This window comes from Clostridium paraputrificum AGR2156 (assembly GCF_000424025.1).
GTDB lineage: Bacteria > Bacillota > Clostridia > Clostridiales > Clostridiaceae > Clostridium > Clostridium paraputrificum.
This window is the reverse complement of record NZ_AUJC01000001.1, coordinates 208,146-232,441: the sequence shown is the minus strand read 5'-3', so window position 1 is coordinate 232,441 and position 24,296 is coordinate 208,146. Positions and strand designations below refer to the sequence as shown.

At 29.3% G+C, this 24,296-nt stretch carries 24 protein-coding genes; 15 read left to right on the top strand and 9 right to left on the bottom strand.

Features of this window, described 5'->3' with window-relative positions; all coding sequences use genetic code 11:
- Nucleotides 1-43: 43 nt before the first annotated feature.
- Genes G594_RS0101080 through G594_RS0101060 form a run of 5 tightly spaced genes read right to left on the bottom strand, consistent with a single transcriptional unit; the run spans nucleotide 44 to nucleotide 4,549 of the window.
- Nucleotides 44-745, bottom strand: a complete 702-nt coding sequence (locus G594_RS0101080) for an ABC transporter ATP-binding protein (RefSeq protein ID WP_027096862.1) — start codon at nucleotides 743-745, stop codon at nucleotides 44-46.
- 1 nt (nucleotide 746) lies between these two features.
- Nucleotides 747-1,505 carry an ABC transporter ATP-binding protein gene (locus tag G594_RS0101075; RefSeq protein ID WP_027096861.1) on the bottom strand — a complete coding sequence of 253 codons (759 nt, stop codon included), beginning with the start codon at nucleotides 1,503-1,505 and terminating at the stop codon, nucleotides 747-749.
- A 3-nt stretch (nucleotides 1,506-1,508) separates the two neighbouring features.
- Entirely contained in the window at nucleotides 1,509-2,480 is a 972-nt protein-coding gene (locus tag G594_RS0101070; RefSeq protein ID WP_027096860.1) for a branched-chain amino acid ABC transporter permease, read from the bottom strand.
- Nucleotides 2,481-2,489: 9 nt separating this feature from the next.
- Nucleotides 2,490-3,365 (bottom strand): branched-chain amino acid ABC transporter permease, encoded by an 876-nt coding sequence (locus tag G594_RS0101065; RefSeq protein ID WP_027096859.1) that lies wholly within the window; start codon nucleotides 3,363-3,365, stop codon nucleotides 2,490-2,492.
- 29 nt (nucleotides 3,366-3,394) lie between these two features.
- The gene (locus G594_RS0101060) at nucleotides 3,395-4,549 is read right to left on the bottom strand and encodes an ABC transporter substrate-binding protein (RefSeq protein WP_027096858.1); all 1,155 of its coding nucleotides are present in this window, start codon (nucleotides 4,547-4,549) and stop codon (nucleotides 3,395-3,397) included.
- A gap of 292 nt (nucleotides 4,550-4,841) precedes the next feature.
- On the opposite strand from G594_RS0101060, the gene G594_RS0101055 reads away from it, so the two are divergent.
- From G594_RS0101055 to G594_RS0101045, 3 genes are read left to right on the top strand one after another with little or no spacing between them, the layout of a single operon-like run.
- Complete coding sequence (locus tag G594_RS0101055; protein ID WP_027096857.1) at nucleotides 4,842-5,336, top strand: sigma-70 family RNA polymerase sigma factor; 495 nt, start codon at nucleotides 4,842-4,844, stop codon at nucleotides 5,334-5,336.
- Entirely contained in the window at nucleotides 5,329-6,192 is an 864-nt protein-coding gene (locus tag G594_RS0101050; protein ID WP_027096856.1) for a DUF4179 domain-containing protein, read from the top strand. The genes G594_RS0101055 and G594_RS0101050 overlap by 8 nt, the downstream gene beginning before the upstream one ends.
- A gap of 9 nt (nucleotides 6,193-6,201) precedes the next feature.
- Nucleotides 6,202-6,567, top strand: coding sequence for a hypothetical protein (locus G594_RS0101045; RefSeq protein WP_027096855.1), 366 nt, complete (start codon nucleotides 6,202-6,204; stop codon nucleotides 6,565-6,567).
- Nucleotides 6,568-7,013: 446 nt separating this feature from the next.
- Here G594_RS0101045 and G594_RS0101040 read toward each other — a convergent pair whose 3' ends face one another.
- Nucleotides 7,014-8,759 carry an ATP-dependent metallopeptidase FtsH/Yme1/Tma family protein gene (locus tag G594_RS0101040; protein WP_027096854.1) on the bottom strand — a complete coding sequence of 582 codons (1,746 nt, stop codon included), beginning with the start codon at nucleotides 8,757-8,759 and terminating at the stop codon, nucleotides 7,014-7,016.
- 180 nt (nucleotides 8,760-8,939) lie between these two features.
- On the opposite strand from G594_RS0101040, the gene G594_RS0101035 reads away from it, so the two are divergent.
- From G594_RS0101035 to G594_RS0101010, 8 genes are all read left to right on the top strand, one after another.
- Nucleotides 8,940-9,893 carry a YkvA family protein gene (locus tag G594_RS0101035; protein WP_027096853.1) on the top strand — a complete coding sequence of 318 codons (954 nt, stop codon included), beginning with the start codon at nucleotides 8,940-8,942 and terminating at the stop codon, nucleotides 9,891-9,893.
- A 14-nt stretch (nucleotides 9,894-9,907) separates the two neighbouring features.
- On the top strand, nucleotides 9,908-10,552 hold the full coding sequence (locus G594_RS0101030) for a ribonuclease H1 domain-containing protein (RefSeq protein ID WP_027096852.1): 645 nt from the start codon (nucleotides 9,908-9,910) through the stop codon (nucleotides 10,550-10,552).
- 68 nt (nucleotides 10,553-10,620) lie between these two features.
- On the top strand, nucleotides 10,621-10,794 hold the full coding sequence (locus tag G594_RS20015; protein ID WP_111918117.1) for a YtxH domain-containing protein: 174 nt from the start codon (nucleotides 10,621-10,623) through the stop codon (nucleotides 10,792-10,794).
- Between the two features lie 531 nt (nucleotides 10,795-11,325).
- The gene (locus tag G594_RS20685) at nucleotides 11,326-11,526 is read left to right on the top strand and encodes a hypothetical protein (protein ID WP_271842164.1); all 201 of its coding nucleotides are present in this window, start codon (nucleotides 11,326-11,328) and stop codon (nucleotides 11,524-11,526) included.
- A gap of 39 nt (nucleotides 11,527-11,565) precedes the next feature.
- Complete coding sequence (ltrA, locus tag G594_RS20680) at nucleotides 11,566-12,279, top strand: group II intron reverse transcriptase/maturase (RefSeq protein ID WP_316110057.1); 714 nt, start codon at nucleotides 11,566-11,568, stop codon at nucleotides 12,277-12,279.
- 57 nt (nucleotides 12,280-12,336) lie between these two features.
- On the top strand, nucleotides 12,337-12,444 hold the full coding sequence (locus tag G594_RS20675; protein ID WP_316109976.1) for a group II intron maturase-specific domain-containing protein: 108 nt from the start codon (nucleotides 12,337-12,339) through the stop codon (nucleotides 12,442-12,444).
- Nucleotides 12,445-13,104: 660 nt separating this feature from the next.
- A complete protein-coding gene (locus G594_RS0101015) occupies nucleotides 13,105-14,406 on the top strand; it encodes a helix-turn-helix domain-containing protein (RefSeq protein WP_027096851.1) in 1,302 nt (433 codons plus the stop codon).
- A 19-nt stretch (nucleotides 14,407-14,425) separates the two neighbouring features.
- Nucleotides 14,426-15,688 carry a helix-turn-helix transcriptional regulator gene (locus G594_RS0101010; RefSeq protein ID WP_027096850.1) on the top strand — a complete coding sequence of 421 codons (1,263 nt, stop codon included), beginning with the start codon at nucleotides 14,426-14,428 and terminating at the stop codon, nucleotides 15,686-15,688.
- 115 nt (nucleotides 15,689-15,803) lie between these two features.
- On the opposite strand, the gene G594_RS0101005 is transcribed toward G594_RS0101010, so the two are convergent.
- Complete coding sequence (locus G594_RS0101005) at nucleotides 15,804-17,852, bottom strand: helix-turn-helix domain-containing protein (RefSeq protein WP_027096849.1); 2,049 nt, start codon at nucleotides 17,850-17,852, stop codon at nucleotides 15,804-15,806.
- Nucleotides 17,853-17,998: 146 nt separating this feature from the next.
- Between G594_RS0101005 and clpB the strand changes: the two genes are divergently transcribed.
- Both clpB and G594_RS0100995 read left to right on the top strand, forming a co-directional pair.
- Nucleotides 17,999-20,602 (top strand): ATP-dependent chaperone ClpB, encoded by a 2,604-nt coding sequence (clpB, locus tag G594_RS0101000; RefSeq protein WP_027096848.1) that lies wholly within the window; start codon nucleotides 17,999-18,001, stop codon nucleotides 20,600-20,602.
- Between the two features lie 179 nt (nucleotides 20,603-20,781).
- Entirely contained in the window at nucleotides 20,782-21,174 is a 393-nt protein-coding gene (locus tag G594_RS0100995; RefSeq protein ID WP_034865798.1) for a hypothetical protein, read from the top strand.
- 168 nt (nucleotides 21,175-21,342) lie between these two features.
- On the opposite strand, the gene G594_RS0100990 is transcribed toward G594_RS0100995, so the two are convergent.
- Nucleotides 21,343-21,537 carry an alpha/beta-type small acid-soluble spore protein gene (locus tag G594_RS0100990; RefSeq protein WP_027096846.1) on the bottom strand — a complete coding sequence of 65 codons (195 nt, stop codon included), beginning with the start codon at nucleotides 21,535-21,537 and terminating at the stop codon, nucleotides 21,343-21,345.
- Between the two features lie 346 nt (nucleotides 21,538-21,883).
- Complete coding sequence (locus G594_RS0100985; RefSeq protein ID WP_027096845.1) at nucleotides 21,884-22,480, bottom strand: ECF transporter S component; 597 nt, start codon at nucleotides 22,478-22,480, stop codon at nucleotides 21,884-21,886.
- Nucleotides 22,481-22,746: 266 nt separating this feature from the next.
- Here G594_RS0100985 and G594_RS0100980 point away from each other — a divergent pair, with 266 nt between their 5' ends.
- The gene (locus tag G594_RS0100980) at nucleotides 22,747-23,124 is read left to right on the top strand and encodes a GntR family transcriptional regulator (protein WP_027096844.1); all 378 of its coding nucleotides are present in this window, start codon (nucleotides 22,747-22,749) and stop codon (nucleotides 23,122-23,124) included.
- A 12-nt stretch (nucleotides 23,125-23,136) separates the two neighbouring features.
- Nucleotides 23,137-24,285 (top strand): DUF1648 domain-containing protein, encoded by a 1,149-nt coding sequence (locus tag G594_RS0100975; RefSeq protein ID WP_027096843.1) that lies wholly within the window; start codon nucleotides 23,137-23,139, stop codon nucleotides 24,283-24,285.
- Nucleotides 24,286-24,296: the final 11 nt, after the last annotated feature.

The window sequence follows — 24,296 nt, the reverse complement described above, 5'->3', positions numbered from 1 at the left end:
AATGAAAGGAATCCAGCTATTGCTGGATTCCAACATTTTTAAATTACTCTCCAAGATATGCACTCTTTATACTATCATCTTCTAATAATTCTTTAGCATCTCCACTTAAGACAATCTTACCTGTTTCAAGTACATAAGCTCTATCTGCAATGGAAAGAGCCATATTTGCATTTTGTTCTACTAGAAGAATAGTAGTACCTGACTTATTGATTTCAACTATTGTGTTAAATATATCTTTAACAACAAGAGGTGCAAGTCCCATAGAAGGTTCATCAAGAATTAACATTTCGGGTCTGTTCATTAATGCTCTTCCTATAGCAAGCATTTGTTGTTCTCCACCTGAAAGTGTACCAGCTTGTTGCTTTTCTCTTTCCTTAAGTCTTGGAAATTTAGAAAATACCATTTCCATATCTTTTTGAATTTCTTTATCTTTTCTTAAATAAGCACCAAGTTCAAGGTTTTCTAGAACAGTAAGATTTGCAAATATCTTTCTTCCTTCTGGTACATGAGATAGTCCTAAAGATACTATTTTATGAGCAGGAACCTTGTTAATAGGGGAAGCTTTGTAGGAGATAGTTCCACTTTTAATGGGTTCAAGTCCTGATATTGCTCTTAAAGTAGAAGTTTTACCTGCACCATTTGCGCCTATTAAAGTAACAATCTCACCTTTTTTTACATCTAAAGAAAGATCTTTTAATGCATGAATACCACCGTAGTATAAGTTTATATTGTCAATTTTAAGCATTTTAAGCCCCCTCTCCAAGATAAGCTTCAATTACCTTAGGATTATTTTTTATTTCACTTGGAGTTCCTTCAGCTATCTTTTTACCATAGTCAAGAACTACAACTTTGTCACAAATACCCATTACTAGCTTCATATCATGTTCAATTAATAGAACTGATATGTGGAATTCATTTTTTATCCAATTAATTAATTCCATAAGTTCTGCTGTTTCTTGAGGATTCATACCTGCAGCAGGCTCATCAAGAAGTATTAGCGAAGGCTTAGCAGCAAGGGCTCTTACAATTTCAAGCCTTCTTTGTTCACCATAAGAAAGATTTTTTGCAAATTCATCCTTTTTTTCAGCTAGATTAAATGCTTTTAATAATTCTAGCGATTTTTTTTCAATTTCAGCCTCCTCCTTTTTAAATTTAGGAGTTCTAAGAATAGAATCAAGTAGATTATATTTAATTCTAAAGTTAAAGCTGATTTTTACATTATCTATTACAGAAAGGCTTGAAAATAGTCTTATATTTTGAAAGGTTCTACAAATTTTCTTTTGAGTAATATCGTATGGCTTAAGACCTTCAATATTTTCTCCAAGGTATATAATAGTGCCATTAGTAGGAGCATAAACTCCAGTTAACATATTGAAAACGGTAGTTTTACCTGCACCATTAGGTCCAATTAATCCAACAACTTGTTTATCTTCGATTGAAAGGTTAAAGTCTGAAACAGCTTTAAGTCCTCCAAATTCTATAGATAGGTCTTTTACATCTAACATATTTTAAGCCTCCTTTCTAGCTTCAATATCTTTAATTTCCTTGGTATTTTTTAATTTAAATATTTTTAATGATAATTCTTTGTCACCAAGTAACCCTTGAGGTCTAAATATCATTAAGATTATAAGGGCTAGTGGGTAAATAATCATTCTATAATCCTGTAGTCCTCTTAATAGCTCGGGTAAGAATGTTAAAATACCTGTAGAAATAATAGAGCCTGATAAAGATCCCATACCTCCAAAAACAACAAATGTTAAATAATCAATTGATTTAACAAAGTCAAAGGAAGTTGGTTGAAGATACCCCATATAATGAGCGTATAATCCACCAGCAAGTCCTGCAAAGAAAGCTCCTATAATGAAAGCAGTCATTTTATACTTGAAGGCATTAACTCCCATAGATTCAGCTGCAATTTCATTTTCACGTACAGCTAACATTGCACGCCCTTGAGATGAGTGGATTATGTTATAAATAATTATTACTGTAAGTGCCATGACCCAGAAACTTATTGAAATAGTTGTTTTTGTAGGGATTCCAGTAAATCCTCTAGCACCACCTACATAATCAATATTCATAATTATTACTCTAATGATTTCACAGAAAGCTAAAGTAGTAATTGCAAAATAGTCTCCTGTAAGTCTTAATGTTGGAAAACCAATCAAAGCAGCAAAGAAAGCAGATACTATTGCACCAACTATAATCGCTAAGAAGAAAGGTAAGTTAGCTTTAGTACTTATAATTGCAGAAATATAAGCACCTATGGCCATAAAACCAGCATGTCCCAAACAAAGCTGACCAGTAAAGCCTACAATTAAATTAAGTGATACAGCTAAAATTATATTTATAAACGTTAAAAGAATAATTCCTTCATAGTAAGCACCTATTACTCCTGTTTTTAATAAGGTAAATAGGATACCGTAAACAAGTAGTATTACACCAAATATTAATAATGATTTTTTTTCTGATAATTTTTTCATTTATATCACCTACACTTTCTCTCTTGTTACCTTACCAAGTAAGCCAGAAGGTTTAATTAATAAAATAACAATTAGAATACCAAAAACTATTGCATCTGAAAAAGTAGTAGATATATATGCCTTTGAAAGTGTTTCTAATAAGCCAATAGATAATCCTCCTAGTAAAGCACCAGGTATACTTCCTATTCCTCCAAGTACTGCTGCAACAAAGGCTTTTAGACCAGGCATAACACCCATATAAGGAGTTATGCTAGGATAGGATATTGCTACTAGAACACCAGCTATACCAGCTAGAGCAGAACCAATAGCAAAAGTTAGTGATATTGTATTGTTAACGTTTATTCCCATCAAAGATGCAGCCTCTATATCAAAGGAAGCTGCTCTCATTGCCTTTCCAACCTTAGTTTTAAAAACAATAAATTGAAGGAGAAGTACAAGGATTGCAGATACAGCAAACATAAGTAGTGTCTTCCATTCTATATGAAGTGCACCTATTTCTAAGTAACCAGCTTTAATTAGGTCTGGAAATGGTTTTGGATTAGCACCAACTAAAACTCTCATACTATTTTGTAATAACAAAGAAACACCTATTGCAGTAATAAGTAATGTTATTCTTGGTGAGTTTCTTAGTGGCTTATATGCTACTTTCTCAATTATAATACCAGCTAGTGCAGATGCAGCCATTGCAGCTAATAACGTAGGTACTAGTGGTAAATTTAGTGTGGTAGCACAATAGAAGCCTGCAAAGGCTCCTATCATGTATATTTCACCATGGGCAAAGTTTATTAATTGAATTATTCCATATACCATTGTGTAACCTAAAGCTAGGAGTGCATATACGCTACCTAAAGCTAAGCCATTAATCAATTGTTGTAAAAATTCCATAGTAACTCCTCCTTTAGTTAAGTATTATATTAAGGATTAACCTTATCATTTAATTCCTTCTTGTCTCCATTAATTTTTATAATAGCTGCGCTCTTAACGGCTGATCTTTCTTCATTAAATTTTATATTTCCAGTTACGCTATTAATTTCCATTCCGGCTAAAGCATCTCTTATTGCAGTTCCATCTGTACTATTTGCTTTTTCTATAGCTTTAACTAAAATTTTAGCTGTATCATAAGAAAGAGCAGCAAAGCAGTCTGGAGTTTTGTTATATTTCTTAGTATAAGAATCAACGAAGCTCTTTACATCTTCATCAGTATCTTCAGCATAGTAGTGGTTAATGTATATAGCACTATCTACAGCAGTTCCACCAATTTTAGTTAATTCTTCAGATTCCCATCCGTCTCCACCTAAGAATTGAGAAGTTATGCCCATATCTCTAGCTTGTTTAGCTATTAAACCAACAACGTTGTAGTAATCAGGCAATACAATAACCTCTGGATTAGCAGATTTTATTTTAGTAAGTTGTGCTTTAAAGTCTGTTTCTTTATCACTACTATAAGATAAGAATTCTACTACTTGTCCACCATTTTTCTCTAAAGTTTCTTTATATGCATTTGCAATTCCTTTTGAATAGTCAGAAGAGGAATTGTATAAAACGGCAGCAGTAGTCTTTCCTAGCTTTTCCTTAGTGTATTTAGCTAATATCTCACCTTGGAATGAATCTACAAAACATCCTCTAAACATGAAATCTCCACCTACATTAGTTATTGTTGGTTCAGTTCCAGTAGGTGTAATCATAGGAATCTTTTTATTTGTTGAATTAGGTGCTATTGCTAAAGTAGTACCAGATGTAACTCCTCCAAGAATTGCACAAACTCCATCTTTATCAACTAATTTGTTAAATGCTGAAGCAGCTACAGTATTATCACTTTGATCATCTTCAAAAATGAATTCAACTTTCTTGCCATTTATACCTCCAGCTGCATTAATCTCTTCAGCTAAAAGATCTGCCCCTTCTTTAACTGATATACCGTAAGTTGAGTTTGGACCAGATAAAGGCCCTATTCCTCCTATTTTTATAACCTCTGAGTCAGCCCCGCCTTCAGAGTTACCTCCACATCCTGCAAGTACTGAGAAAGCCATAGCAGACGCTAAAATTCCACAAAGTAATTTCTTTTTCATAATAAGTCCCCCTTTAATATTTAATTCTTAAATAATAACAAAAATGATTAATAAATTATTATTGAGATTTAATAAATAGTATCAATATAATATCATACAAAGTAAAATATTACAATATTGTTATTTAATATTTTATAACAAATATAATAAAAAGTTCCATAAACATAAATAATTTGTAAATGTAAATGTTATCTTGAAGTTTAATAAAAAAATTTCCTGATAATTAAACAAAAATGAATAATATACGTCTTACTAATGTAGCTGTGATAAAATCCTTAATAAGGGAATGAGTATGTCCATATTTAGTAGTAGGAAAAGAGAAAAGATATTAGAAAACTACTTAGAGTCGAATAGCGATAAACTATATAGGCTTGCTTTTGTATATGTTAAAAATAAAAATGAATCCTTAGATATTCTTCAAGACTCTATAGTTAAAGCGTACAAAAATATTAATAAGATTAAAGATATGAAAGCATTAGAAAAGTGGATTAATAAAATATTAATTAATACAGCTTTGGACTATTTAAGGAAAAGGTCAAGGATTGTCTATTGTGATGATATATTTAAGAATATTGAATTAATAGAAGATAATAACAGTGAATTAATAGAATCTGTGGATAACTTACCTGAAGATTTAAAAACTGTGATTATTTTAAAATATTTTCATGGCTACACCATAAATGAAGTAAGTGAGATTTTAGAGATATCTGTTCCAACTGTAAAGAATAGACTTCATAAAGCACTTAATTTTCTTAGAAAAGAATTTAAGGAGGGTAGTTATGAGTAAGAATATTTTTGAAGAGGAAAAAAGAAATTATGAGAATATAGAAATCCCTGAAGAATTAAACTTTAGAGTTAAAAAAGCTATAATTATAGGGAAAAAGGAAAGATTGAAAAAACGTATATACAATGTAGGAAAAAGTGTGGCTGCATTATTTATAATTTTCGTTGCAAGTGTAAATATATCAGCTACAGCAGCAGAAGCATTCAGTTCAATACCAGGATTTAAAAAGTTAGTGGAATTAGTTAGATTCAATGGTGGTGATGATGGTTTTGAAAATGCTGTGGAGTTTGGATTGGTTCAAAGTATTAATTATTCTGAACAAAAGAATGGTATTAAATTTAAATTAAATAGTTTATCAGGAGATTATAAAAGGCTTTGGATCAATTATGAAATTGAAGATATAGATAAGTATGATGTTGATATAATGGTAAAACCTGATTATCCTATATCAAAGCAACTGTCAGTGGCTCAAGGAATTTTTAATATAAATGATAATTATTTTGAAACTACATTTAATGAGTTTCCATATGAAATAACATTTGAATTCAGGGTATACAAAAAAGGAGAAGGTGGATATTTAACAAGTTATGAGCCTATTTCAACATTTATAGTGCCAGTAAAGTTAGATGAAGCTTTCAATGTAGACATTAAAGAGTTTGATAGCAAAGCAGAACCATTAAAATTAGATGTTGGAACTATAAAATTTGTAAAGTTTGAAATAAGTAAAACTAGAACAGTTCTTAAATTTAAGTTTAATAGTAATTATTATGATAGTCTTATGTTCTTGCAGTGTAAAATAATTGATAAAGATAATAAGGTGTACGTGACAAGTAGTGTATCTATGAATAGTGAAATTTAATATGGTTATATGGAGTTCAATGGTGAAATTCCTTTTGATAAAAAGGAATTAATTATGAAGTTTGATGAAATTTATGTTCATCCAAAAGAAAAAGTAAAATTAAAGGTAGATATAAATAATAAAACAATAGATGAAAATTCATTTGGAATAGAAGTGGATAGCATTGATGGAAGTTATGTAATACTTAGAAGCAAAGTTGTAGAAGACTTTTCTATAGTGAGAGAAATTGAAGATGGTATAAGTGTTAATGGCGGGAATAAAGAGGGTGACTATGTTTATAATAATATAAGTATTTATGAAGCTAAAGAAGGTTTTGAAATATATAGTGTAATCTTTAAAGATGAAAGAGAAGTGAAATTAAAAATTAGTGAATGAAGAAGCTGCGAAAGCAGTTTCTTTTATTTTTATGAAGAAAAGAATGTAAGAACTTTTAAAGGTAAGAAGATAAGGAGTAAATAAATCGTCAGTGGAGGGATGAGAGTTCTATTCTTTATTTTGTATAGTCATTAATACATTAAGATGTATAAGTACTATACATTATAAAAACAATATTAATAATAAAAATAATATTATTTTTATAAATAAGATATCTTATAAAAGAATTTTTCTAAGAGAAATTCTTTTATGTCATAAAAATATAAGAACTTAAGAACTTTACAATATATAAATATATAAATATATAAATATGCTAAAACAATTCGAGAAAGAAGCAATAGTCTTTTGATAAGAAAGAGAAGCTTATGGAATTAGAAGTTTTCTGAAAGAAAATTATATTTAACTTTATTATTCTAATTATCTTGATTAACTAAAAAAGCTTTGCATCAGCAAAGCTTTTTCCAAATATCTATTTCTTCTTTCTTTAAGGTTTCTTTTTCTAAAAGTTCAATAGAGAACTTCTCTAATAATTCTTTATTATTATTTAGAAGTTTTAAAGTGTCATCATATAAAGAGTTAATTAAATCCTTACATTCTTCTATAACCTTTGTGCTATATCCAGATGCCATTGATCCTAAGGAAGAAAGTTTTAATAAGCCCAAGGTTTCTCCCATTCCATATTCACTAATCATTCCCATAGCAATGTTAGTAGCGTTGTTTAAATCACTAGAAGCACCAGTTGTTATTTTTTCTTTTCCAAAGATAATTTCTTCAGCAGCACGCCCACCAAGCATAACCATTATCTTTTTCTTTAAATAATCAGCTCTTTGGTAATTAGTATCTTCTGGTATAGTTAATGTGTATCCTCCAGCACCTTTAGTAGTTGGAATTATGGATATCTTTGAAACCTCATCTTCAGGTAATAATAATAATGATGTTAAAGCATGTCCAACTTCGTGGTAAGAAGTAAGTAATAGATCAGATGCTTTTAAGTGTGATCTCTCAAGTTTTTCATGTCCTGCTAGAACTATTGAATATGCTTTATCTATATGAGTTTCAGTTATACACTCAGAATTATCCTTAGCAGCAAGTATTGCAGCTTCATTAATTAAATTTTCTAGCTTAGCACCAGAAAAATAAGATGTCTTCTTTGCAATATCTTTAATGTTTAAATCAATATGAGGCTTATTGCTTAAATGAAGATTTATTATTTTTTCTCTTGCAGAAACATCTGGGAGAGCTACTTCTATATGCCTATCAAATCTACCAGGTCTAAGTAAAGCTTGGTCTAAAATATCTAATCTATTTGTAGCTGCCATTACAATTACACCTTCACTTTCTCCAAAGCCAGACATTTCTGTTAATAGAGCATTAAGGGTTTGATCCCTTTCATCATTTCCGCCAGCAGTTTTACCACCATCTCTATTTTTACCTATAGCATCTATCTCGTCTATAAAGATTACTGCTTTTCCGTGACTTCTTGCTTTTTTAAATAGATTTCTAATTCTAGCGGCACCAACACCCACATATACTTGCACAAAGTCTGATCCGCTTAAAGCATAGAAAGGTACTTTAGCTTCACCAGCAACAGCCTTAGCAAGAAGAGTTTTTCCTGTACCAGGATCACCATAAAGAATAACCCCTTTAGGCATTCTTGCACCATAACTTTTATATTTTTCAGGATTAGATAGAAAATCAACTATTTCCTTTAAACTTTCCTTTGCCTCCTCATTTCCAGCAACATCTTTAAAGCTTAGAGCTTTGCTACTATCTTCACTAAAATCTGTTAACTCTATTGATGTAGCAGAGGACATTCCTTTAGATTTATTTGTACTCATAAAAACTAGTGTTATTATTGAACCTAGCAATAAAAGACCAGCAAAGGTTTTTGTAACATTTATATTATTATTCTCATTTATAGAGATATTCTTACTTAATAGTTCTTCCTTTAAAGTAGGACTATTAGGATTGTCAGTCTTATAGCTTGTCCCATCTTTTAAATAAATAGTCATATAGGGGTTATTGCTTAAAGCAACTTTTAATACTTGGTTTAATTCTAAATCAGATTTAAAAGTATTATATGACTTATTATTTTTTGTATTAAAATTTACTGATGAGAAGAGTAGTATACCTAATGATAATATTGAAGTTATTATTGGAATTATAATATAATTTTTCTTTTGTTTATTCATTGGGTACCTCCAAAATATATTTATACTACTATTATAAATATTTTGAATATTATGTCTAATTAAAATCATAACATTTACCAATGTAAGTTATGGTATGTATTAAAGAAGGAAAGTTATTTTACAACTGATGAAATAAAGGGTAAAATATAAAAAGATTAGTAATATTGGAGGAAATACTATATGAAAATTTCAGGTGTACAAGCCCAATTGATTGGATCAGATATACTTAGTATAATTAATGAGTTTGTTAAGGTTGATGGATTAGAATTAAAGGAAGTAACAATAGATAATGCTATTAATATAAAAGGAACTTTTAAAAAAGGGGTTTCTATTGATTTTGCAGGACAGTTAACAATAGAAAAGGTAGAAAATTCAATAGTTACTGCTAAAGTTTCAAAGTTAAAACTTATGAAATTGGGATTCTTTAGGCCTATAAGAAGTTTAGCGTTAAAAATAGGATTAGGACAATTAAAGATAATTGGAATAGATGCAACAAAAGATAGAGTTATACTAGATATTAAAAAGTTGCTTAAGGATATTCCGTATGTAGATATAGATTTAAAAGCACTTTATATAAAAGGACAAGCGCTTCATGCAGAAGTAGAGAATATAAATATATCTTTAATGGGTAATATTATTAAAGTAGAAGAACCAGAAGTAATTACAGAAGATGCGGATGAGGTTGAAGAACCTGTAAATAAGGTGGCTGATTACTATACTTTAGGTAGAGACAAACTTCAGGAAAAGTTACCTGATGGAGCAAAGAAGATTTCAGATTATATATTTGTAGTTCCTGATATTGTTGCATTAATTTGCAGAATGCTTAAAGATAGTAGGGTACCAATAAAAACAAAGTTAGTTGTTTCTGCATCTTTAGCTTATGTAATTTTTCCTACAGATTTAATACCTGATAAAATACCTTTTATAGGAAAGATAGATGAAATTGCAGTTGTATTTTTTGCTTTAAATAGAATAGCAACAGATGTTCCAACAAAGGTTATTCTAGAAAATTGGGCAGGTAAGGATGAACTTGTTTTAGTGCTTAAAAATGGTCTAGAATATGTTACTAACTTTACTGGTGCAAAGAATGTAGAAAAGCTTTATAATGTGGTAGAAGAATTAAGTACGTTATAGAAAGGAATAATACTATGTCAAAATATTATTCAATATATAGAGGTAAGTCTGGAATTCCAATGATAGTTAGAACATGGGATGAATGTAAAGAAGAAGTAATAGGATGTAAGGGAGCAATATATAAAAGTTTTAAAAGTGAAAAGGAAGCAATAGACTTTTTAGCTTTAAATTCTGAAGGAAAGCCTAAAACAGTAAAGAATAAAAATAAGGCGGAAGTTGATTCAGATATAGATAATTCAGGACTTGTTGTTTATGTAGATGGTAGTTTCTCTTTAGAAAAAGAGAATTATTCTTATGGATTTATAGCTATCGATAATGGAGAAGAAGTTTTTGAAGATTGTGGAGTTGGGGAAGATAAAGACTCTGTTTCATTAAGAAATGTTGCAGGGGAAGTTTTAGGTTCTTTAAAAGCTACAGAGTTTGCTATAAATAAAGGATATGAAAAAGTTACTATAGTATATGATTATAAAGGTGTAGAATGTTGGGCCTTAGGCACTTGGAAAAGAAATAAAGAATTAACACAAGCTTATCATGAAAAGATGCAAAATAATATGAAAAAGATTGATATAAAATTTGTTAAGGTAAAGGGGCACAGTGGTGATAAGTACAATGATATTGCTGATAAATTAGCTAAAAAAGCATTGGGAATTATTGCATAGGTTAAAATATACTAAAGTACACACTCTATATTATGAGAAATATTATTTTATTAAAGAGGTGTGTACATATGGGAAGATATATTAGTGGAATGGTAGCTGGATTAGCTGTTGGAGCAACTATAGGAATGATAGTAATGCCTCAACTAGATAGAAAAACTCAAAAAAAAATTAAAAAAGCAGGATGTAAGTTATTAGATTTTGCTGAAGATTCCTATGGGGATATAATAGATTTCATTAATTAATAATATGAGAAAGAGAAGTTGATTTACAACTTCTCTTTTTTATGTACGCCCAGCATGGATGTACACTAATCGGTGAAAGTCCGTAACGGGGACTGATAGTGCCAACTGTATAGCTTAAGACAAGGGTGCCTATCGTGAGGTAGAATCTGAAGGAAGTCGGCGGCAAACCTTTGGTCTGAGGAACACGAATCACATGAGGCTTAATTTAGTGGGTAAGCTTGCCTAACAAAGCAAAGCCCAATAACTATCCGAAAACTAATTAAGTAAATGTGGCAGATAGATGAATGGAAAGTGTACGTTTTTACCTGGGGAGGTCTGATAATACATCAATAAGTAGATGAAATTTCGAAATTGATAACCTATATAGTGATGTATAGCTGAATTATCAGAAGTCAGTAGACGGCATAGTACTTTCTCTAATCGCGATAGCAAAGGGAAGGACTGAACATTAGAAGGTTTACAACTTTGATAAATCTAAGAATTATGGAGAGTGCAGAAATTTCCATAAGGAATCTGACTGTGGAGGTAGAAATGGAAGTTCAAGATAAACAGAAGGCGCAGAGTAAAACTGTAGATTTATTAAATAGAGAAAGCGTAAAAGATGAGTTATTTGATGCTAATAGGTTACTTGAAGATGTGCTTGAAAGAAATAATATGCTTAAAGCAATGTATAGAGTAATTATAAATAAAGGTAGTTATGGAATTGATGGTATGAAAGCCGATGAACTTTGAGAGCATGTCAAAAAGACTTGGGTTACAGTTAAAGCTAAACTGCTAGAGGGAAAATATAATCCATCTCCAGTAAGGAGAGTAGAAATTCCAAAGCCTGATGGAGGAGTAAGATTACTTGGAATACCAACAGTACAGGATAGAATGATTCAACAAGCTATTGCCCAAATACTTAGTAAATTATACGAGCCTACTTTCTCTGAAAGTAGTTTCGGATTCAGATCTAATAGAGGTGCAAAGAATGCTATTAAACAATCAGAAACATATATAAATCAAGGATATAAATGGGTTGTAGATATGGAATTAGAAAAATTCTTTGATAAAGTGAACCATAACATACTAATGGGGAAACTTGAAAAGAAAATTAAAGATAAAAGACTTCTGAAACTTATAAGAAAATATCTAGAAAGTGGAGTTCTTATAAATGGAATTAAAGTATCAAGTGAAGAAGGAACGGCACAAGGTGGGCCACTTAGCCCATTGTTAGCAATTATAATTTTAGACGATGTTGGTAAGGAACTTGAGAAAAGAGGGCATAAGTTTTGTAGATATGCCGATGATTGCAATATATATGTCAAGAGTAAAAGAGCAGGTTTGAGGGTAATGGATTCTATAACAAGAATCATTGAAAATGAACGTAAATTAAAAGTAAATAAAGATAAGAGTGCAGTTGATGTTGTAAGTAAAAGAAAGTTTTTAGGGTTTTCATTTTATTTCATTAAAGGTGTAGCCAAAATAAGAATACATGAGAAATGAATTAAAATATTCAAAGAGAAGGTAAAATCCATAACTAATAGAAACAGAGGAATCTCTATGGATTTAAGATTACTTAAATTAAATGCTTCTATTAAAGGATGGATTAATTATTTTGGAATAGCTAACGCTAAGCGGAAGCTGTTGGAACTAGATATAGAAATTTAGTGAAATTAGGAATCGATAACTGGAAGGCATGGGAATATGCCAATATAAGAAAAGACCACTGGAAAATCTCCGGTAGCCCAATTCTAAGTAAATCGCTTCATAATAAATATCCATTAAATTCTAGTGAACCGCCGTATACCGAACGGTACGTATGGTGGTGTGAGAGGATACTGAATAAAATAATTATTTAGTTCCTACTCGATTGTCTAGGAAAGTAAGAAATTTCGATTTGCTATAAATCAAAGGTATTATCACATCTTAATATTAAAAATTATAGATAATAATTTCCTTACTTTTAGTAGGAAGGAGATAGACGTTTATTTTTCGTGATTTGGAGCTTGCGACGGAAAGAGAAAAATAAATATCCACACTGCCTTCTTTATTGATAGAATGTTTTAAAGTTAATATAAGGATATTCGACAAAATTTTAAATGAAGCAGAGATTACCTATATATTAATAAAAGTATATATATAGTAAAAGAAAATAGAAATATTTATATAAATTTTTAGTATTTATTAAAGAAGTAGCAAATAAAATAAGAAAAAAACCCTAATAAAGTTACAAGTTGTTGTTTTCTTTTGCAAATTTATGGTATAATTTATGTAAAATTGATTTATTTATATCGTGATATCAATACTATTAAAAAGGAAGAGTGCAATATGGAAATTCTATCGTTAGGGGAAAAAATTAAAAGAAGAAGAAAAGAATTGAATATGACTTTAAAAGATTTAGCAAAAGATAGAATTACTCCGGGGCAAATAAGTCTTGTAGAGTCTGGTCGTTCTAATCCTTCTATGGACTTATTAGAGTATTTAGCTAATAGCTTGAATACTACAGTGGAGTATTTGATGGAGTCGGAAGAGAGTCAAGCTGAAAAAATATGTACATATTATGAGCAAGTTGCAGAGTCGTATATTTTAAGTGGAGATTATGTTACAGGGGAAAAATATATTGAGAATGCTCTGTATTATGCAGAAAGGTATAATTTAGAATACAGAAAAGCTAGAATATTATTCTTAAGAGCAGAAATTCATATTTCAAAGGGTGAGCTTGCAGTTGCACAGCAGTTCTTTTTATCATCTAATGTAATTTTTATAAAAAACAATGAATATGAAGAGATAGTTAAAACATTTTTAAAGTTAGGAAAAATTACTTTAGAGTTAAATGCATATCATTCTGCTAATAGTTATTTAAAGCAAGCAGAAAAGGTATATTTAGATAATAATATAGGTAATGATTTCTTATTGGGAGAAGTATATTACAATATGTCAAAAACTTACTATATTATTGAAGACTTACAAAAAGCAATGGATTATGCTTTTTTAGCAAAAGAAAAGTTTGATCAAATTCACAATAAAAAAGAGTACGCAAAAACACTTCTACTTTTATCAGAAGAATATAATAGAAGAGGTGATTTAAACAATGCTATAAAGTATTCCACAAAAACATTAGAGGTATATCATGAAATAAATGATCTTAAAAGTGTTTCTGATATAGAAAATAACCTAGGAAAATTATTTTATAACTTTGAAAATATTGAAGAATCTTTCAAGCACTATGAAATGGCTAGAGAAATTAGAACTAGAAATAATGATGACAGCTTAATAGAGACATTAATTAACATATGTAAAAATTATCTTAAGATAAAAGAAATAGATAAATGTGAAAAGCAATTAGAAGAAATATATCACATATTAAAAGATGATGATATAGATGGACGCATCGAATGCAACTTAATAAAATACAGAGTTTATACAATAAAAGATGAACTTAGCGAAGCTGAAGATGTTTTAGTTAATACGTACAAGCTTTCTAAAAATACAGATAAATTAAGAAAAGCAGGAGAGTTAGCAATAATGGTTGGGAAATTCTATATAGATCATAAGAATGATACTCAAGCAGCTAAATATCTTGATGAAGGGGTTAGCATATTTAAAGAATTAGGTATATTACAAAACTAATATTAAATGGGTGATTAAGATGGAGATATTATCTACTGGGGAAAAAATTAAAAGATCAAGGATTTATAAGGGAATAACGCTAAAGGAACTTTGTGGGGATAAAATTTCTATTTCTAAAATGAGCTGTATTGAAAATGGTAAGGTGAAAGCAGATAGTGAAATTATAAAGTATGTGGCTGATAAAATTGGGGTAGATTATGATTATTTAATTCAAGATGTATACGAACAAATATTAAACAATCTTAATTCAATAAAGAAGTCTACGAAAAAAGATTTGATATTTGAGGACAATATAAGGCATAACCTAGAGTATGCAATTGAATATGCATATTATGACTTAGCCTTTGAATTAATACATATAGTTTTCTCCTATTATTTAGAGGAAAATAAATGGGAGAAAATTCAGCTGATAATTTCACAATATTATGATCTATATCAAAGAACTAATACAGAAAGCAATACAGTAACTTATTTTAGAGATATGGCACAATATCTATTCCAAAATAGAGAGTATACTGAGGCGATAACTTATTATGGTAGGCTTAGAGAAATTATTTCTGAAAATGGAATTAAAGAAAAAAATACATATGCTTTTATTGCCTACAATGAAGGGATTTGTTATTGGAAGCTAAATAATTATGAAAAAGCTTACAAATTCCTATGTGAAGCAATAAAATATATTGATAGTATAAAAGACGATATAAATAAAGGGAAAATATATCATGCCTATGCTTTAATCTGCATAAAGTTAGGTCATAGTGAAGCAGAGGGGTACATAGAAAAAGCTTTTCAATGTCAAAAGGATAATCCTATATTAGTTGCAACTTCAAAAGGTGATTATGGTGAAGCATATTTTACTGCAGGTAATAGAAAAAAAGCTATATCAGAAATTGAAGAGGGAATTAAGCTATTTCCTAAACACAGCAAAGAAAAGTATGTTGAGTTTTTAAGTGAATGCATAAATGTTTTTCTTAGTAATAAGGAGTATGAAAAAGCATATGATTTGTCAGATGAGTCTTTAGACTTAGCAATAGAGACTGACAATATTAGGTTGATTGAAAAGGCTTATTCTTTAAAGGGAAAAGTTTTACAAAAAGAAAATAGATATAGAGAATCAGAAAGATATATGAATTTGGCATTAGATTCATTGTTTAAGTTTGGTACTAAAAAAGAAAGACATGATAGATATTTAGAAATGGCTAATATGTACTATAAATTAGGCGAAGTTAGAGATGCAATTAAATATTTTACATTAGCAATGAGCAAGGAAAAAAGTATATAAATTAAAAAGGGGGCATTCGGAAAGAATGCCCTTTTATTAGTTAAAAGAGATAAAAAACTTTTTGTACAAGTTTTATTCTTATCTTTATTATTCTTATTATCTTAATTAACTTTCATTATTTTTTTGTTGGTTTAATTAATATAAGTGTTGCTCCATATCCTTTTAGTTTAGTTATTATATTTAAAACAGGACTCTTTTTAGCATACTTAAATTCAATTTTTGGAAAAGATGCTTTTGAAAGTATCTCCATTTCTTCTTTGTTTAGTCGCTCAGGTTTACCCATAGATACCCAGTAGTCATATGAAGAACCCACCTTTTGATTTATTTCATAGAAGGTTATTCTAGAGTCGCTAGGTACATTAAATAAGTTTAAAGAAATTTTTCTTTCAGCAGACTTTAATTTTGAACTGTTTTTAAATAAGTCATCTATGTTTTCATTATAGGTATATAAAAGAATACTATATGTATCTCTATCTTTGGTTACTATATATCCATCATCCTTTGCTACAACATTTCCACTTAATTTGCTTAGTAGATAATATGCATAGTAGGAAGGTTTACGTATATCCATATCATTAATTATCCCAGATGCTCCTATAAAAACTTCATTATTTAAGTAAATTTCTTTTTCAATAACATCAAAAGCCCTAAGAAAACTTAAATCTTTATGGGTAAATATACTACTATGAATTATATAAGGTAGCATATATGCTGTATCATAAATAGGATTTAATTCTTTAAATGGAACAAACTCTTCTTCTAGTAAACTAAATTTACTATTATTAAAATATTTTCTTAGTTCCTCTTTTATCTCTAGAGAAAGAGTTGAGTTTAATTGAAATTTTACATCAGATAAATAATAGTATTCTATTTCTGAGAAATAAGAATGGAAGCTTTCTATAGTGTGAATATAGTCTTCTATTTCAAAATCATAATTATCGATAACTATAAGAGGTTTCAGTTCAATTGATGCCATAAACTCTAATACAGTTTTAACTCTGTTCCAATTTATAAAGTCACTACTCTTAAATATTCCCATATTATTATGGAAAAAATATTCTATCCTTCCGTATTCAAAATGAATTTCATTTTGAAGAGATTCAAGAATATCCTTATTATCTTCAATCATTAAATCAAAAATATCTCCAAGACTAATAATTTCTCTAAATTTATCACTATATTTTTCGATGTTGTTATTTATGTCTACATCAATAGTCCAAAGTTTATTTTCGTAATTAAATCTTTCATAGTTTTCTAAATAAGTAGATAAAATATCAATAGAATCTTCAAGTGGAAGAAGGGTAATGTCCTTCATTTTTTCTAAAGTAGCTTCATCAAACTTATTTTTTCTTCTAAATTGAAGAGGGGTACAGTTATAATAGCTTTTAAAGTGCTTATTAAAGTACCTAGTATGTGAAAATCCAACCTCTTCAGAAATTTCATATATACTCATATCTGTATCTAAAAGTAGCTTAACTGATTCTTCAACTCTAGTTAGGTTTATAAGGTCAGTAAAGCTATATCCAGTTACATTTTTTATTTCATGTGAAAGATAGTGGGGGCTTAAAAACTCTTTTTTAGCAATAGCTTGAAGAGTAATATTATTATTGTAGTTATTAAAAATATATTTTGAAATTCTATGATATCTTTCAAGTTGCTCTTTGTTATCTTTTAGCTCTTCTTGGTCATAGATTAAGTAATGAAAATTATTTATTAGGTGGAAGAGTAAGTCTATTAAAATAGATTCTATCTCTTCATCATAATTTTCAACCTTTTGAACTGACTCACAAAGTAGTTTTGCAAGTAATGTTCTAAATATAATGTATTCTTCACCTTCTTGAGCTCCTAAATCTGATGTATTTGTATAAAAATAAATATTTTTAATATCTTTATAGTACTTTTCAAAAAAGCTTTGGTCTATATGAAATAGTAGGATTTTATTATCCTCATTAGAATAAAGTCTATGAGATTCATCAACATTTATTATTTCTAGTTCATTTTCATAAAGTTCAAAGTTATCTGTATCTATAGATATATTTATTTTTCCTTTTAACACATAGACTATTTCAATGGCATTATGCCAATGTAGAGGATATTCTTTGATAGTAGCATAAGTAATTTGTATTGGTAGGTCCGAGTTATATGTAACATACTCTTTCCTCATAAGCTTCACCTCATAAAAATTGTAATTAATAAAATTATATCAAAAAGAACAAAAAAATAAAATATAACTTTGACTTTCTTTGACTTTTGTATTATTATAAAAATATAGAAAAGAATATTAAAAGGAGATTAAAGGAGGAAAGATTTATGAATGTTGATAAAATGACAATAAGAGTTCAACAAGCATTAAATGATGCTAATTTAATTGCTGTTAAGTATAATCATCAACAAATAGAAGTAATACATCTTTTTGCTGCTCTTGTAGAACAAGAGGATGGATTAATTCCTAATATTCTAACAAAGATGAATGTTGATGTAAGAGGTTTAAAGAGTACGTTAAACAGAACTTTAGATAATATGCCTAAAGTTTTAGGTGAAGGTGCTAATAGTTCAGGAGTATATATAACTAGAAAAGTTGAGGAAGTTTTAATAAAAGCAGAAGAACTTGCTAAAAAGTTTGAAGATTCTTATATAAGTGTTGAACATTTGATGTTAGCTATTCTAGATAAAGAAAAGTCAGGAGCTGTAGGAGATATTTTAAAATCTTATAGCATTACTGAAAAGAACTTTATGAAAGTTTTAAGTGAAGTTAGAGGAAGTCAAAGAGTAGAGACAAATGACCCAGAAGGAACTTATGATGCTTTAGCAAAGTATGGTACAAATTTAGTTGAGTTAGCTAAAAAGCATAAATTAGATCCTGTAATAGGAAGAGATGAAGAAATTAGAAGGGCAGTTAGAATTCTTTCTAGAAGGACTAAGAATAATCCAGTGTTAATTGGTGAACCTGGTGTAGGTAAAACTGCTATTGTAGAAGGATTAGCTGAAAGAATAGTAAGAGGAGATGTGCCAGAAGGATTAAAGGATAAGATAATTTTCTCATTAGATATGGGTTCTTTAATTGCTGGTGCAAAATATAGAGGAGAATTTGAAGAAAGATTAAAGGCTGTTTTAAAGGAAGTACAAAATAGTGAAGGTAGAATAATTTTATTTATAGATGAAATTCATACAATAGTTGGTGCTGGTAAAACAGATGGAGCAATGGATGCTGGCAATCTAATTAAGCCTTTACTTGCAAGAGGTGAACTTCACTGTATTGGTGCAACCACTTTTGATGAATATAGACAATACATCGAAAAAGATAAGGCTCTTGAAAGAAGATTCCAACCTGTCATTGTAGATGAACCATCAGTAGATGATACAATTTCAATATTAAGAGGATTAAAAGAAAAATTTGAAATTCACCATGGAATCAGAATTCATGACTCTGCTATAGTTGCAGCTGCGAAATTATCTAATAGATATATTCAAGATAGATATTTACCAGATAAAGCTATAGATTTAATTGATGAAGCAGGTTCTATGATAAGGTCAGAAATTGACTCTTTGCCAACTGAATTAGATGTTATACGAAGAAAAGTATTCCAATTAGAAATTGAAAAGGAAGCTCTAGAAAAAGAAAAGGATGAAGGTTCTAAAAAGAGATTAGAAGCTTTAACTAAGGAGTTAGCTGAATTAAAAGAAAAGAATGATGAAATGACAGCTAAATATGAGAAAGAAAAAGAGCATATAACATCTTTAAAAGATTTAAAAACTAAGCTTGATGAAGCACGTGGTGACCTTGAAAGATATGAAAGAGAATATGATTATAATAAGGTTGCAGAAATTAGATACTCAGTAATTCCTAAGATAGAGGAAGAAATAAAAACAAAAGAAGCTGAGGTTAAGGAAAACTATGAAGGTGCATTATTAAAAGAAGAAGTTACTGAAGAAGAAATTTCAGAGGTACTTTCAAAGTGGACTGGAATTCCCGTAAGTAATCTTCTTGAAGGAGAAAGAGAGAAGTTATTAAGATTAGACTCTGAATTACAAAAAAGAGTTATAGGTCAAGATGCAGCAGTTGAAGCAGTATCTAACGCTATATTAAGAGCAAGAGCAGGGCTTAAAGATGTAAATAAGCCAATTGGTTCATTTATTTTCTTAGGACCAACAGGCGTAGGTAAAACAGAATTAGCTAAAACTTTAGCTAGAACTATGTTTGATAGCGAAGATGCTATGATAAGAATTGATATGTCTGAATATATGGAGAAGCATGCTGTATCTAGATTAGTTGGAGCGCCTCCAGGATATGTTGGATATGAACAAGGTGGTCAGCTAACAGAAGCTGTTAGAAGAAAACCATATAGTGTACTATTATTTGATGAAATTGAAAAGGCACATGAAGATGTATTTAATATGTTCCTTCAAATTTTAGATGATGGTAGATTAACGGATAATAAAGGTAAAACTGTAGATTTTAAAAATACAATTATAATAATGACTTCAAATATTGGTTCTCAATATTTATTAGATAACCAAGGTGATGAAATAACTGATGAAAGTAAAGATAAAGTTATGGCTTCTTTAAGAAATAAGTTTAAACCAGAATTCTTAAACAGAGTTGATGATATTATTATGTTTAAGCCTTTATCAGAAGAAGGAATTAAGAAGATAATTGATATATTCTTAGATGAAGTAAGAGCAAGACTTGTTGATAAGAATATAAAACTAGAAGTAACAGATGAAGCTAAGAGTATTTTAGCAAAAGAAGGATATGATCCAGTATATGGTGCAAGACCACTTAAGAGATATATCCAAAATACCCTTGAAAATAACTTGGCTAGAAGAATTATTAAAGGTGATGTTCATTATGGTTCAACTGTAGTTGTAGATGGACAAAACAATGAATTGACACTTTATACAAGGGAAAAATAGCTTGTATACAAAACCTCCTTTAGGCAGAAAATAAGAATAGGTAGTAGGTAAGAAGGTACTAGGTAAAAAATTATAAGATTAAAAGGTATTAAACTAAGTTTTGGTTTGTACTTAGCATTATGTATTTTACCTTGTACCTCGTACCTTGTACCTTACTTGTTACAAGGAGGTTTTTTATTATGGATTACATTACGCCTTTTAATAATTATATAGTGGTTTCTCAGACAGGAGATGTTACTGGTTTTGTAGAACTTTCAAATGCACGTGGGTATATAACTACACTTTATTTAGAAAGACTTTTATCCATATCTCATTTTGGAAAGTATTCTTACTTTGATATGACACAAGAAAGGGACATGGAAGATTCGGGTTTAATAGCTGGTGTATACGAAGGAGAAGCATATATTTATAATTTAGATGAGTTTATAGAAAAGATTAGAGAGAGTGCAATGTTCCAAGATGAAAAGGATGAGCTGATTTCAAAGCTTTTAGAAAAAGAGATAAAAATGAATATTAGAGATTATGCAATAGAGCATCTATTAACTGAAGTTGAACAAAAGTGGACAGTATAAATAAAGTAATTTCGCCACGTTTTAGAGAAGAAATTTATTTTTCAGCCATACCACAGTTTCCAAGATTGCTTTTAGTATTTTGTGGTGGCACTATATTCTAATAATTTTTAGACGTTAAAAAGGATTACGGATAATCCGTAATCCTTTTTAAGTTTTATTTTTGGTTAATTATTTTAACCCTTGTTCGTATTGTTGAACCATTCTCTTAACCATTTCTCCACCAACGCTACCGCATTGCTTTGAAGTTAAGTTTCCGTTGTAATCTGTGAATGGAACTCCCATTGCACCTGCAACTTCATTCTTGAAATTGTTTAATCCTTGTTTTGCTTCTGGAACTAAAGCTCTGTTATTATTGTTTGACATACAAATTCCTCCTTTAACGGTACAATATTTTTTGCTAAGCTTTATTTGCTTTGCACTATTATTGTGTGTAAAGTAGTTTTATATAAACTATGAAGTGAGAGGCAAAGAAGGAAAAAAGTACAAACTATACTTGTACAAAAGTTGGATATAATATATATATAATGCATATTTTTAGAACTCAAGGTTCTGTGTTCATAGGGCTTTATCACTTAAAAATGGTTATATTTTTCTAGATATTAAAAAAGTTTGTGGAGAAGTATCCACAAACTTTTTACTTTATATAATATTTCAAACAATTATAAGTTAATTAATAAAATCTATACTACTTGTTATAACCATTATAAAATTATCTTCTTTTATTTAATTTAAATAAAGCTAAACATACAGGTACTACAATCATAACGGCTACTATACATTCAGGAATTCCGTTAGATACTGCAATAGTTCCTAGTGCACCTGCAACAGCTGCTGAACTAATTTCTTTTAAAGTTGCAAACTGTTCCATAGCAAGTATATATGTTAATCCTAAAACACCAGCTGTATTAGTAATTGTACCAGCTATAGCTGCTAGAATTAGACCTAACTTTTCTTTATTAAACTTTTCTTTCATTATCTTGAAAACATAATAAGATACAATACCAATTAAAACTCTTGGAATTATTGCTATTATTGGATTCATAAATATTGGTGATAAAAGTACTGGTTGACTCATATTTAGATACATAGAAAATAGACCAAATATTAAACCAACAATTCCACCAATAATAGGTCCTTCAACAATTCCACCAATTATTACAGGTAAATGTTGAATAGTAATTTTCATCCAAGGTGTTGGAATCATACCAAAACCTGTAAGTCCCATAAACATTGATATTCCCGAAAGCATACCAATTACCACTAATTGTCTAGTTCCAAATTTTTTATTTACATACGATCTTTCCATTTTAATTCCCCCGTTCTTATTCCTTTTGGATATAATTCGGCAAATAGTAAGTATAGATTTAATGTTCAGTTTCTTAAAAAAGAATACCGACGATTTTAATTTTATCACGATATATAAATTTTGCAATACACTTTTGTTAATTTATTAACAAAAAATGAAAAAGTAGGATTTTATTTAAAGTGAATATAATAAAAGACATTATCATTATTGAATTGAATTAAGAGCTGTTATACAATGAATATAACAGAAGTTAGGGTGGTGAAAAAATGTTTCTAAGAATCGATTTAGAGTCAGAAGAACCTATTTATCTTCAAATAAGAAATGAAGTAATTAAGGGAATAGCTAAAGGAGAAATAGTAGAGGGAGATGAACTTCCTTCAGTTAGAGCTTTAGCAGAAGAAATTGGGGTTAATATGCATACAGTAAATAAAAGCTATGCACTTTTAAAGGAAGATGGATATGTAAGGATGGATAGAAGAAAAGGTGCAGTAATTTCCTTTTCTTTAGATGATAGTAATAGAAAGTTTATAAGAAATATGGAAAAGGATATGGAGCTGATGGTAGCTCAATGTATAAATAGAGGAATAAGTGAAGAAGAAGCGAAGAAAAACATAGAAGAATTATTTAAGAAGTTTAATTCTTAGGGGGTGACATTGATGGATTTATTTATAGGATATTTAACTTTAGTTTTAGTAGTAGGTATGTTATTTTTCCAAGGTCTTTTTGTTGAGAAGTTTTCTAATAACGGAATAATATATGGAATTAGAGTTCCAGAAGAATATAAGAATTTAGAGGCAATAAATTATATTAAGAAAAGATATAGAAAAAGATATTTAGTTACAATGACTATTTTATGCTCTATTTTATTTTCTATAATTTATATATATGATAAGGCCTTTTTGTTATCTTTAGGGGTTATAATATTTTTGGTAACTAATTATACTATTTATTATTTCTCATGGAAAGAAATGAAGGGATTAAAAAGAAAATTTGATTTTAATTCTTGTGGCAATAATATATTAGTAGTTGATATGAATATAAAAAAGAAAGACATAAAAACTAATGAACCCTTATCAGTAAAGTATTATTGGGGATATGGAATAATTATTTTAATGACTTTACTTTTTACAGTAGTATTTTATAAGGATTTACCACATACTTTTCCAACACATTTCAATGGAAAAGGCATGGCAGATAGTTTTGCTGTTAAAGGTACATTAAAGGGGTACTTAGGGGTATTGTCTCTTCCGTTAACTCAAATAGGAATGACAATAATGTTTATATTCCTTCATAGGTATACAATAAGCTCCAAGAAAATAATAAATAGTGGAACTGCTAAGGGAACATTGGAACAGCAAAATAAGTTTAGAAGATATGCAGCTGTATTCTTATATGTAATGGGACTTGATACAATAATAATGTTTTTTGCTATGCAAATTGCCATATTAAAAGGATTAGAAATGAAATTAATTGTAGGTGTATTTGGAACGATAACAACATTAATAGGCATTATAGGAGTAGTTATATTAATATACATTGGTCAAGGTGGGAAAAATATAAAGGTTAAAGATGAGGGAGAAATAATTTATCGAGATGATGATAGATTCTATAAGATAGGACTGTTTTATTATAATAAGCAAGATCCAGCTATTATGATACAAAAGAGAGTTGGAATAGGATATGACTTAAACTATGGAAATCCAATATCAAAAATATTAGCTATAATAGTAGGAATAATTCTTATAGGTACTGTGATTTGTTTATTTATTAATGATCAAAGTATAATAGAAAGCTTTATGAAGTAGAGAGGATGATA